This window comes from Anabaena sp. AL09, from assembly GCF_001672255.1.
In the GTDB taxonomy this organism is placed as follows: domain Bacteria; phylum Cyanobacteriota; class Cyanobacteriia; order Cyanobacteriales; family Nostocaceae; genus Dolichospermum; species Dolichospermum lemmermannii.
Genome location: NZ_LJOQ01000038.1, coordinates 53,140 through 65,346 on the forward strand (window position 1 = coordinate 53,140; position 12,207 = coordinate 65,346).

Below are 12,207 nucleotides of genomic sequence, written 5' to 3' on the forward strand. Positions count from 1 at the left end.
CAACTGACAAATTACAAGTTTACTTCCTGTTGTTGATAAAGGTAGAAATAATGACCTTTAGCTGCCATAAGTTCTTGATGATTGCCTTGTTCAATCATTCTACTATTATCCATGACGACGATAGTATCAGCATTACTAACAGTATTCAAACGGTGGGTAATGAAGAAGACTGTATTACCTTTAAAAGCGCGAGCTAAGTTCAGACAAATTTGTCTTTCTGTAGGATAATCTAGGGCGCTGGTGGCTTCATCTAAAACTAATATTTTAGGTCTTTGTAAGACAGAACGAGCGATCGCAATTCTCTGTCTTTGTCCACCAGAAAGGGCTGATCCTCGTTCCCCAACTCTTGTATTATAACCATTGGGCAAGGTCATAATAAATTCATGAGCAACAGCAATTTGAGCCGCTTCAATAATTTCCTCAGTTGTGGCATCAGGATTAGTTAAAGCAATATTTTCTTGAACTGTGCCATCAAATAAGAGCGTATCTTGGGGAACTACGCCAATTTGTCGCCGCAGCGAATAAAGTTCGACTTTGGAAATGTCGTAACCATCAACTAAAATTCTCCCAGATTCTGTGTCATAAAGTCTGAGCAGTAATTTCATCATTGTACTTTTTCCTGAACCACTTTGCCCGACAATGCCCACAAATTTACCTGGGGCAAATTCGACGGTGACATTGCTGAGTTGTAGTGGTCCGCTGGCAGCAAATCGGAAGGAAACGTTTTCATATTTCACTGCACCGTTAACGGTAGGAAGAGAAATATTATTCCGATCTAGTTCTGCTTCTTGTGGTGTATCCACAATATCACTTAATCTTTCTAAAGATAAACCAGTTTCTTGGAAGTTTTGCCAGATTTGTGCCAAGCGTAAAATCGGGGTAGTAACGTAACTAGAAATAATCCGAAAGGCAATTAATTCTCCTAAAGTTAGTTCTTGTTTTAAAACTAAATAAGCTCCCACCCATAAAACTAATAAGCTACTAAGTTTACTCAGAAACTGACTGGTTGAATTCGCTAATGTGGAAGTGAGAACAGTTTTAAAACCGGCAGCGACAAACTTGGCATATTTCTTTTGCCAAGAAAACCGGGAGCGTAATTCAATATTTTGGGCTTTAACTGTTTGAATACCTGACATAACCTCAACCAAATAAGATTGAGTTTCGGCATTACGTTCAGCTTTAGTTCTTAATTGTCTACTCACTGTGGGAGCAGCGATTAATGTCACTACCACAAATAGAGGAATTGTCCCTAATCCGACGAGAGTTAGTTGCCAACTGTAGAACAGCATGACAACTATATAAACGACGGAAAATAGGGCATCTAACACCACTGTTAAAGCCGTACCGGTGAGAAACTGACGGATATTTTCTAATTCATTAATCCTGGTGGATAGTTCACCAACTGGCCTTTTATCAAAATAGCGCAATGGTAAACGCAGCAAGTGGTCAATAATTTGTGACCCCAAACTCATATCAATGCGGTTCGTGGTATCTACAAATAGGTAAGTCCGCAATGTCGTTAACACCGCTTCAAACACGCCCACTGCTAATAGTAATACTCCTAAAATATTCAGGGTACTAATACTGTTTTGAACGATGACTTTATCAATAATTAGCTGAATAACTAGAGGATTAGCGAGGGCTGCTAGTTGGACGAAGAAGGAAGCAATAAATACTTCTATCAGCACCCGACGGTAACGCGATAAATAGGGAACAAACCAAGATAAACCAAAGCGTTCTTTCGGTGTTTCTTTGGTCGCACTCAGTAATAAAACTCTAACTTGTGGTTGTAAGTTAGCGTCATCGGTTTCTAATTCTTCTACCAATTGACTAATTTGGCAGTTGATAATACCTTGAGATGGCAAACCCAAAACTACTGTTTTTCCATCTACTGCATAGAGAACAGCAAAACTGTCACGATAGCGAATTAATGCTGGGGTAGGAATCCGATTAATGGAAACAGCAGGAACATCAACTAGCTGGGATTTAAGTCCAATTAGTTCAGATAAATAAGCGCAAACTTGAAAAGATATACTCCCTTGCCGCTTAATTTGGTCGGTTAAAATCCGCCGCACTACTTCTTTCCGAAAGGGCATTTCTAAATGCTTGGATAGCATTTGAAAACAAGCCAGACTAGAATCTAATTCTCCTTGTCCCCGGAAAAATGGATAGTTTTGATTTTTTAATGGCTGGTTTGATGTGGTGGGGGGAACAAATTCTGGTTCTTGGGCGTAGGGAATTTCCGAATCTACGCTGCTATCTGATATAGTTTCTAATGTTTCTGATTCGATGGAAATACCATCAAGTAGTGATAGATCTTGAGGATTAATGCCCAATAAACGAACAGGAATGTTGCCTTTAACTTCAATTACGTCGGTTTCTAGACGAGAACCAGGTGGGAAATTGGGCAGGGAACTACGACCACTCACAAACCAAATGCGATCGCTGCCTAATTCTTGTAAGGCTGTTTTTCCTGGTGATAAATAATGAATTTTTGAATCTAATTGAGCCTGTTGGGTAACGTCTTTGAGGTTGTGATTTACTAAAGCCTTTTGTGCTACCTGGGAACTCAAAATATCAAAGATTTCAATTAGGTGACTTTGATTTTGACGAGCTTTTGCAAAGGCTGGATTGCGGTTGATAAATTGCAAATAATCTGTGGCTTTCCAGGTTAAACAGATTACTTCTGTGGAAGCTATGGCAGTTTCACAAGGAAGCTCACGTAACCAAGAAATTTCGCCAATTGTTGCCCCTGGTTGCAGTAATTTTAATGTAATTGGTAATTGGTTTTGGGGATTATATCCCAATAGTCTGACGTTACCTTGATGAAGAATGGCGATCCTTTCTGGTAGTTGTTCTTTACCAATAATTTTTTGTCCTACGCGATAACGTAAAGGCTGGAGAATTTGTGATGATAAGAGGTTGTTAATTTCCCCTTTTGATAATTGATCAAATCCTTCAATACTAGCAATGAATTCTTCAAAGGTACTCTGAATATAAGTCATATTGATTGAGTTAGTTATTTCGCTTTGTATTGGCTAAAAGGTTGATATTTGGCGATTTATACGGTCTGAATTTGAAATTTTTGTTCTGTCATTTGTGTTTGTAACCACTGATTAAATCGTTCATTTAGTAACCGTTGTCTTGTGGAACGATCTAATTGGGCTGGGAGTATTTTTTCTAATCGGACAATTACTATCACATTATTAATTTGAGTCGGTGGTGATAGTTGTTGTGGTTGACTTTTGGCAAGGATATTTACCAATGTAGGATGGAGAGATTGTAAATCTATTGGTCCGACTAAGCCATCTGTTTGCGATTCGGGACCTTGAGCATATTCCCGCGCTAATTGGGCAAAGGATTGTTCACCCTCTTGAATACGAAAGTAAATTTCCTGAGCGATCCCAATTTCTGAGGTGGTAATTAGGGAATAAATCACCCTATCTAACTGGCTTTTACGTTGGAAAAAGTAGGAGTTTAAATCCCCTCCCCAGGTTTCCTCTTTAAACTTTTCTAGTTTTAATTGTCGTACCGCCATAATTCTCAACTTTTGGAAACTTTCGCTCTGTGGTTCTAGTCCCTGATATTGTTGGGCTAATTGTTCGCAGGCTAGTTGTTCTTCTTCTGGGGTACAGACAATTTCTGCGATCGCTTGATCAATGAATATTTCTTTGATTAATAGCGGTAATAGCTGATATTCCGATAATAATGATAAAACCTCTGTGGGCTGGAAGATGCGATCGCCTAATTGTAGAACTTTATTCATATTGCTTGTGATCAGGTTTGTCGTCATTGTTAATTTCTTTTGAAAAGATAATATAACTAGATTGTCCCTAAGTTATATTTTGGTTAAATTATACAATTTATTGCAACTTTACTCTGGATTGGTTTCAGTGTAGTATTTAAATACTAATTATTTGCCAATCACCAAAGGTTGATTTTTTGAGTTTAAGTAGGTTGGCGTTAAAAATTGTCGTTATGACAAGGGAACAGGGAAGAGGTTTTGGGTAACTTTACTTTTTGTTATATATTACTCTTCGAGAAGCCTCTCCGGGTCTACGGTTTTTTTCCGTTCACCTACTTAGTCACAGTGTTGATATTTGGATATTATCATACCAACTTACCATAAATTGATAAATTTGTCATAAGCTGTTACGCATTTACTTTTTTTGCCCGAAAGCCTTACGGCAAGGACTCTAGGCTACGAAATATCAGATTTAGCTGCGTAACAGCTTAAATTAGCAACCTAAATTAGATAACCAGTCACCTCGGTTATTGCGGACTCTTCACTTACTAACTAATCTTCAAAAATCAATCCAGCCTGAGAAATAATTACAACACCTAATAAGTTAATACAGGACAAAATTATATAAAGGGTAAATTTAATTTCTCTAAAAAGGTAAATATAATCACAAAAATACTGTAAGGGCAAACCCCCCGTGGTTGCCCGGAATTGTGGTTGCCCGAAATCGGAGACAAACTTAGTTAACGAAATTTGCTAGGATTTAGACGGCTGGGAGCTTGGCGTGTGGTATTGGTATTACGTCTAATTTCTACTCCATTTCTCAGTTTTCCGCCTGTACCACCGTCTTTAGGATCAAGATAAGGTTTCAAATTAATGCCCTGTTTAGCAGAACTCACCTGATTTTTACCACCTAAAAGCGTTTGTCCCAGGCTATATAAGCTATCTCCATTACCTCTGTTACGATTGGTGTAGGTATTAACGGCAATAGTCTGTTGTCCACTATCAGCGGTAGTTAGGTTTTGGAATACACTATTGCGAATAGTATAGGGATCTTTACCACGGGGTACTGTCAAGACAATTCGACAATTGGGCTGAGATTCAGTGGTTACACAGATAATATTTTCGCTATTTTCTACAGCTATTTGTAATTCTTGTAATCCATCGGGGCGATATAATTCTAAACGGCTGGCGATCGTTTCACAACGTCTTTGAGCATCCCAATTCCCGCCTAAAGTTTGAGGTGCAGCCCAAGCAAAATATTGTCCAGGTTGACTTTGGGGCTGATACATGACCGTAGGTTGTCCATTATTATATTGACAACTAAACCTTTTACTACTGTCAACTGTGGTGGAAGTTGGTATGGTGGTTGATGAGCCTGATGGAACTGTAGTAGAACCTGATGGAACTGTAGGCACAACAACTTGAGCAAAAGCTACAGTATTACCAAAAAAGACAGAACAACCAAGACTACTCAACAATAAAAACCGAAGTGATTGTAATGACATAAATATAACCTCTGTTAGAAACAGGTAAATAGCTGATATCTCTATTGACGGAGAATATATTTTTTTGATTCATTGAAAAGCCTGTTTTTTTATTTTTAGCATACATAGCAGAAACCGCTACAAGCTACGAAGGATTATCAGCAGCTTACAGCGGTTTCTTGATTAGGTTGTAGTTCAATACAAAAATATAGAAGTGGACTGGACAAGCAATCAATTAAATTCGATTTAAATCACGCTTCCCTTATTTTCAATGGTTAGGCAATTTTGGCTGCGAGTTCCACACCTCCAATAACAATTTGGTGAGATTTAGGCGAAAAAACTTTGATAGGAAGCTACAAGAAAAAATTGATTGCCGGGACACTAGAGCAGGAGGCACAAACTCTAATGAAAAAGTTTGGATTTAAGGTTTGACTTTTAACCTTTTTGTACCATGCCCTTAATCTAGCACGAGTTTTTTGATTTATGTTATCTGTTTACTAAACTTGAAATTCATTAATATATTGCAACAATTCTGACTGGGCGCACGCCCTGCGCTCCTACTTTGGTGACTCCTGCTATATTAGAGGTTTTATGAGTTCTGCACCGATGGAAATTATTATTGGTTGGCTATATCCTAAGTTGATGAGTACCTACGGCGATCGCGGAAATGTGATCACTATTCAACGCCGCGCTCAATGGCGGGGGTATAATGTGATCGTATTACCCTTGGATCAAGACTCTACCGCTGAGGATATAAAATCAGTAGATGTGATTGTTGGTGGGGGCGCACAGGATCGTCAGCAAGAAATTGTCATGCGGGATTTACAAGGGGCAAAAGCGGAGGCAATGCGTGATAAAATCGAACATGGAACGCCGGGAGTTTTTACCTGTGGTTCTCCCCAATTGCTAGGAAATTATTATGAACCAGCCTTTGGAAAAAGAATCGAAGGTTTGGGAATTTTAGATTTAGTTTCTATTCATCCTGGTGAAAATACGAAAAGGTGTATTGGTAATTTAGTGATAGAAGTTACAGCTTCACGATTGGCACAGGAAATAGAAGCAATGACAGGGACAAAACCTTATTTAATCGGGTTTGAAAATCACGGTGGCCGGACGACATTAGGGCAGGTGGAAGCTTTGGGGCGTGTGGTGTATGGTTTGGGGAATAATGGAGAAGATGGCACAGAAGGAGCGTTTTATCAAAATGCGATCGCTACCTATTCCCACGGGCCATTATTACCCAAAAATCCTTTCGTTGCTGATTGGTTAATTCAAACCGCGTTAAGGTTAAAATATCAGCAAGAAATCAAACTTTCCCCGTTAGATGATACCTTGGCAATACAGGGACGGGAAGCAATGTTTAAACGCTTAAAAGTGAATTCACCCAGTGTAGCTGGAGTTAGTTAGAAACATGGGTAATGGGTAATTACCAATCATCCATTACCAATCACCAATTACCAGCCTAATAAACTACATTATTTTTTTATAAAATAAGAACGATTTTCGGTAAAATGTCTGATAAGTTACTATAGAAATCCGAAATTGTTTAGTTAGTCATTATTTTAAATCTGTGCAACTTCCTTTCGACTCCGCTCAAGGTAAACCTTCTTTCCCAGAATTTGAAAATCGCTCAAGTTACCACCCCAATCAGGGTTTGCGAAAATTACTCAATCGTCTTGTCATCAAAATGCAACGGGATGAATTGATCAGACAAACGACAAATCAACTGCGAGAATCACTCCAGGCTAATCGTGTAGTATTGTATTATTTCTATGAACAATGGCAAGGACAGGTAACATTTGAATCATTGAGTGCTGATGAATATTCGATTCTTGGTTTTACCGGACCAAGCGGTTGTTTTAACCATGAATATGCTGCTTTGTACTTAGAAGGACGGGTTAGAGCGATCGCTGATATAGAATTAGAACCAATTCAGGATTGTCACCGTGATTTCCTTCGCAGTATGCAAGTTCGCGCTAATTTGGTAGTACCAATTTTGATACCAAGAGGATTATGGGGACTATTAGTAGCACATCATTGTCAAAGTTCCCGTGATTGGACATTAACAGATATTGAACTAATGCAAACAGCAGCGCGAACTTTAGCCACAGACTCTAACATTTTAAAGAGTTAAAAATCAAATCCATTAATTCATCCGCGTTTATCTGCGTTCATCTGCGTTCAAATCATTTAAATTCCCAAATTTAGGACTCCACCATCCTTTAGCAGTATGAAAATAAGCCACATCCTTATGTTTCGTATCCTTCCATGAATCCTGACCAGAACACCGCAGCATAGTTTTATTTTGCCCATCTTTGAGGTAACTGTATTCCTCCAAAGGTTTCTTGCATACAGGACAGGGATATGCAGTGATTTTTGCTGAAGGTTTGGGAGCATTTTCATCTGCAGATGTTTTAGTTTTCGGTGCTTCCCACTTTTTGTTAAAATCACTCCAAAATAGCACAATGTTTTCACAGCCACTCACACATTTAAGAAAGTATTTCTTTTTAACTTTACTGCTGGGAATTTTAGCTAAACAGTTCTTACAATTAGGACAACGAGTTTTTGAAGTTTCATATTTACGCTCAACAAAATTATTATTTTTACCTGTAGTTGATGAATTAACAACCACAGTTTTAGCTTTGGAAAGTGCAGGAACAAAATAACTTTGATTCCAAGTAGTTAAGTAATGTTGCCAAGAGTTTTTTCCTTCAGAAATTGCATCTAGGGCATCTTCCATTTTAGCAGTAAATTCTGCTTCTAATAAATCTGGTAAAGCCTTTTGTAAAAATTCATCTACTTCTAAACCCAAAGCTGTGGGTTGAAGATTATCTTTTTTCAACTCCACATAATTGCGTTTCTTTAAAGTAGCAATTGTGGGAGCATAAGTGCTAGGACGACCAATGCCTTTACGTTCCATTAATTGGACAAGTTTGGGTTCGCTATATCTTGGTGGTGGTTGGGTTTGTTTTTGATCATGTCCAGCTTTGGCTAAATTCAGTTTTTGTCCCTGTTGCAATAAGGGTAAAACGGCATCTTTGCTAAGATTCAGCCAATATTTTGCATAACCGTAAAATTCAATTACCTGCCCTCTAGCTTGCCATAAGATATTACCTGATTTCGTAATTACCAAAGTTTTACGAAGTTGAGCGGGACGACATTGGGAAGCGATCGCTCTTTTCCAAATCATCACATATAGGTTAAACTCATCTTCAGGTAATTCTGCCCGTAATTGCACTGAAGGACGAAAGACATCTGTGGGACGAATGGCTTCATGTGCCTCCTGAGCCGTTTTACTACTACGCTGCTTGGCTACTTGCTGAGGCACATTCTCAGGATCATTTTGTTCCAACCATTGACGCGCACTAGCACAAAATTCAGGACTCAACATCACTGAATCGGTTCGCATATATGTAATTAATCCTGCTTCATATAGTTTTTGTGCCACCTGCATGGTTTTGTCAGGGGAAAATTTCAACTTTGAACCGGCAGCTTGTTGGAGGGTGGAGGTGGTAAATGGTGGAGGGGGTTGACGATAAACCAGTTTTCCTTCTAAGTGAATAATTTGATGTGGATGACGTTTTGCTTCCTCAACTAATCTTGTGGCTTCTGCTTCTGAGAGAACGCGCTGAGATTCGGGTTTTTCTGGGTTGTTACTAGCTGCATCATCATGAGTTTCTGTTTCTGGTTCTGATGTTTCTTTCTCAGTATTGTCCGTACCTTTATAAAAAGCCCGAAATCCTTCTTGATAATCTACCCACACACTCCAGTAATCTTGGGGGACAAAAGCCAGAATTTCTCTTTCGCGCTGACAAATGAGGTGTAATGTGGCGCTTTGAACTCTACCTACACTTTTTGCCCCGTTATTTAATGCCCAAACCAGGGGACTACCTTTGTAACCTACCAGTTTATCAAGACAATCTCGACATAATCCGGCACCGATTAAATTAGTGTCAAGTTTTCGGGGGTGTGCGATCGCATTCCGCACCGCTGATGGTGTAATCTCAGTATAAACTACTCGTTTGGGGTCTCTTAATCCTAACGTTTCTTTAAGATGCCAAGCAATGGTTTCTCCTTCTCTGTCTGGGTCTGTAGCTAAAACAACTTCATCAACCTGTCTAACAGCGGCTTTTAATTGCTGAATTGTTTCTTTTGCGCGTTGGTCACGGGGGATATAATTGCAGCGAACAGTATTACCATCCATTGTAAATCCTAGCGAATCATCACCCTCGTTACTGAGTTCGCGGATATGTCCACAACTAGCGCGGACAATCCAATCTGCACCGAGAATTTGACTCAGTTTTTTGACTTTTCCGGGAGATTCAACAACTAGGAGGCGTTTGGGCATGGAACTTGTTTTTTAGATGCTTTATCTAGGATAAAATAAATGGTAATATTTTTACAAGTTGTCTGAATCAGGATTTTCAGGATTTGAGGATGTTCAGGATAATTAATTGAACGCAGATAAACGCAGATGAACACAGATGAGAAATACTAATTTTGTACTTGATTAAACTAGGAAATGTTATAATTACGGATATACTCAATCATCTATCTGTCTATGCTGAAACCAGGAAAGCCATTAAAACAACGTCCCCAATATGTCGTAGAAACAGAAATTGGAGAAGGAGGGTTTGGTGTTACTTATAAAGCTAAACATCAAGATTTGAATTTTCCCGTTGTTATTAAAACTCCTAATAGTCGGTTGTGTAGAGATGCTAATTATCCTAGATTTGTGGAAGGTTTTCGCAAGGAAGGAAGAACATTAGCCAAAATATCTCAAAATCATCATCCGAATATTGTCAGAATTATAGACTTTTTTGAGGAGGATAATTTACCATATCAGGATAACCAGGCTTAAAGGATGTACAGGATGGTAATTTTTAGATTGTTTATAATCACTTAAAGACAATTATTAAAAAATATCCTGAAAATCCCAAAATACCCACACACCATCATCAAAAAATATCCTGAAAATCCTATAATCCTGGACATCCTGATTCTGACAAATTAAAATATTAGTACACCACAAATAAAATCAAAATCCTGTAAATCCTCGTAAATCCTTAAATCCTGGATATCCTGATTCAAACAATTAAAAAATGGTACAATATTAATAATCCACAAACCCAAAACGGTAATGGTTCAAAACCCTATCAAAACCTTAACCCTTGATGAATTTCTCAAATTGCCAGAAACAAAACCGGCAAGGGAATTTATTAACGGTGAAATCATTCAAAAACCCATGCCTCAAGGAAAACATAGCACAGTTCAAAGCGATTTTATTTCTGCGGCTAATACGGTTCTCAAACCCCAGCGTATAGCCCGTGCATACTCTGAATTACGCTGTACCTTTGGCGGTAGATCCATTGTACCTGATATTGCCGTCTTCACTTGGGAACGCATTCCCCGCGATGAAAATGGTGAAGTTGCTAATACTTTTGCTATCCCTCCTGACTGGACAATTGAAATACTTTCTCCTGAACAAAGTCAAACTAAAGTTGTGCGGAATATCCTCCATTGTCTTAGTCATGGTACTCAAATGGGTTGGCTAATTGACCCCGCAGAAAAATTAGTTTTTGTGTATTTTGCTGATCAACGTATTCTATTATTTGAACTAGAAACAGATAGCTTACCTGCTCCATCTTTTGCGGAGTCCTTTAATCTTACAGTAGGTCAACTTTTCGGTTGGCTAAATGAATAAATATTCGACATATTCTTTTATTTGAGTTAGAAGTATTAGTTAACAATCAACTACAAATTTTATGGATTCTCATTCCCCGTTATGTCAAATAATAGCCCATCGGATTATCACCAGTCCTCAAAAAAGAATTACCTTTGCGGAATACATGGATATGGTGTTATATCACCCAGAATATGGTTATTATTCTAGTGATGCTATCAAAATCGGATTTCGCGGTAGTGATTTTTTCACATCTGCCAGTTTAGGCGCTGACTTTGGGGAATTACTAGCAAAGCAATTTTATCAAATGTGGGAGATTCTAGATAAACCTATCCATTTTGATTTGGTAGAAATGGGAGCAGGACAAGGTATATTAGCATCCCATATACTCAATTATATACAGCAACAATACCCAGATTTTTTTGCAGCAGTCAAATATATTATTGTTGAGAAATCACAAAGTTTAAAACAAGAACAACAACAACGGTTACAAGATTTTGCTGTAGATTGGTGTAACTTGGAAGAAATTCCCTCCAAATCTATTAACGGCTGCTTTTTTTCCAATGAATTAGTAGATGCTTTTCCAGTCCACCAATTTACTTTAGCAGCAGGAGAATTGCGGGAAATTTATGTCACGATTGGGCAACAATCGGAGGAAGAAAATTCTGCTTTACCTCTATTTATGGAAATAATAGGAGAACCATCAACACCACAATTAGGAGAATATTTTAAGTTAGTGGAAATTGATTTAAGCCAAAATACTTATGAAAATGGCTATCGTAGTGAAATTAATTTAGCAGCTTTGAACTGGTTGGGTATAGTGGCAGACTGCTTGGAACGCGGGTATGTGTTAACAATTGATTATGGCTACCCCGCTCATCGTTATTATAACCCCAGGCGATCGCAGGGAACTCTCCAGTGCTACTACCAGCATCGTCATCATGATAATCCTTATATCAATATTGGGCAACAAGATATCACTGCCCATGTTGACTTTACAGCCTTATCATCTTGGGGTGAACGGTGCGGACTCAAAAACATGGGTTGGACTCAGCAAGGGCTATTTTTGATGGCATTGGGAATAGGTGAAAGGTTAGCTGCACTCTCCTCTCAACAGCAACCAATATCACAGTTGCTACAACGCCGAGAAGGATTACACCAACTAATTAACCCGGGGGGATTAGGCAACTTTGGCGTTTTAGTCCAAAGCCAGGGACTAACTGAACAAGAAGCATCACAACCACTCCAGGGATTAATCGTACCAGAGTAGAGATCAAAGAGAAAGGTTAAAAATC

9 protein-coding genes are annotated in these 12,207 nt (G+C 38.6%); 5 read left to right on the forward strand and 4 right to left on the reverse strand.

Annotated features, from left to right (window positions below):
- Positions 1–11 precede the first annotated feature (11 nt).
- From AN490_RS06580 to AN490_RS06590, 3 genes are all read right to left on the reverse strand, one after another.
- Positions 12–3,005 carry a peptidase domain-containing ABC transporter gene (locus AN490_RS06580; RefSeq protein ID WP_300001059.1) on the reverse strand — a complete coding sequence of 998 codons (2,994 nt, stop codon included), beginning with the start codon at positions 3,003–3,005 and terminating at the stop codon, positions 12–14.
- A gap of 56 nt (positions 3,006–3,061) precedes the next feature.
- A complete protein-coding gene (locus AN490_RS06585) occupies positions 3,062–3,766 on the reverse strand; it encodes a peptidylprolyl isomerase (RefSeq protein ID WP_300001061.1) in 705 nt (234 codons plus the stop codon).
- 719 nt (positions 3,767–4,485) lie between these two features.
- A complete protein-coding gene (locus tag AN490_RS06590) occupies positions 4,486–5,250 on the reverse strand; it encodes a COP23 domain-containing protein (protein ID WP_300001063.1) in 765 nt (254 codons plus the stop codon).
- A gap of 570 nt (positions 5,251–5,820) precedes the next feature.
- Here AN490_RS06590 and AN490_RS06595 point away from each other — a divergent pair.
- Positions 5,821–6,636, forward strand: a complete 816-nt coding sequence (locus tag AN490_RS06595) for a type 1 glutamine amidotransferase (RefSeq protein WP_300001065.1) — start codon at positions 5,821–5,823, stop codon at positions 6,634–6,636.
- 163 nt (positions 6,637–6,799) lie between these two features.
- On the forward strand, positions 6,800–7,363 hold the full coding sequence (locus AN490_RS06600) for a GAF domain-containing protein (RefSeq protein ID WP_300001067.1): 564 nt from the start codon (positions 6,800–6,802) through the stop codon (positions 7,361–7,363).
- A 27-nt stretch (positions 7,364–7,390) separates the two neighbouring features.
- Here the strand turns inward: AN490_RS06600 and topA are convergent, their stop codons facing one another.
- Complete coding sequence (gene topA, locus AN490_RS06605) at positions 7,391–9,577, reverse strand: type I DNA topoisomerase (RefSeq protein WP_300001069.1); 2,187 nt, start codon at positions 9,575–9,577, stop codon at positions 7,391–7,393.
- 213 nt (positions 9,578–9,790) lie between these two features.
- Here topA and AN490_RS06610 point away from each other — a divergent pair, with 213 nt between their 5' ends.
- The 3 genes from AN490_RS06610 to AN490_RS06620 all read left to right on the forward strand — a co-directional run bounded on the left by AN490_RS06610 (position 9,791) and on the right by AN490_RS06620 (position 12,182).
- Entirely contained in the window at positions 9,791–10,090 is a 300-nt protein-coding gene (locus AN490_RS06610) for a hypothetical protein (RefSeq protein WP_300001071.1), read from the forward strand.
- Between the two features lie 279 nt (positions 10,091–10,369).
- Positions 10,370–10,933: a Uma2 family endonuclease gene (locus tag AN490_RS06615; protein ID WP_300001073.1), complete on the forward strand. Its 564-nt coding sequence runs from the start codon at positions 10,370–10,372 to the stop codon at positions 10,931–10,933.
- 61 nt (positions 10,934–10,994) lie between these two features.
- On the forward strand, positions 10,995–12,182 hold the full coding sequence (locus tag AN490_RS06620; protein WP_300001075.1) for a class I SAM-dependent methyltransferase: 1,188 nt from the start codon (positions 10,995–10,997) through the stop codon (positions 12,180–12,182).
- Positions 12,183–12,207 lie beyond the last annotated feature (25 nt).

Coding starts and splice junctions, on each gene's coding strand:
- AN490_RS06595 (WP_300001065.1), top strand. CDS start 5,821: ATGAGTTCTGCACCGATGGAAATTATTATTGGTTGGCTATATCCTAAG.
- AN490_RS06615 (WP_300001073.1), top strand. CDS start 10,370: ATGGTTCAAAACCCTATCAAAACCTTAACCCTTGATGAATTTCTCAAA.
- AN490_RS06580 (WP_300001059.1), bottom strand. CDS start 3,005: ATGACTTATATTCAGAGTACCTTTGAAGAATTCATTGCTAGTATTGAA.
- AN490_RS06610 (WP_300001071.1), top strand. CDS start 9,791: ATGCTGAAACCAGGAAAGCCATTAAAACAACGTCCCCAATATGTCGTA.
- topA (WP_300001069.1), bottom strand. CDS start 9,577: ATGCCCAAACGCCTCCTAGTTGTTGAATCTCCCGGAAAAGTCAAAAAA.
- AN490_RS06585 (WP_300001061.1), bottom strand. CDS start 3,766: ATGAATAAAGTTCTACAATTAGGCGATCGCATCTTCCAGCCCACAGAG.
- AN490_RS06620 (WP_300001075.1), top strand. CDS start 10,995: ATGGATTCTCATTCCCCGTTATGTCAAATAATAGCCCATCGGATTATC.
- AN490_RS06590 (WP_300001063.1), bottom strand. CDS start 5,250: ATGTCATTACAATCACTTCGGTTTTTATTGTTGAGTAGTCTTGGTTGT.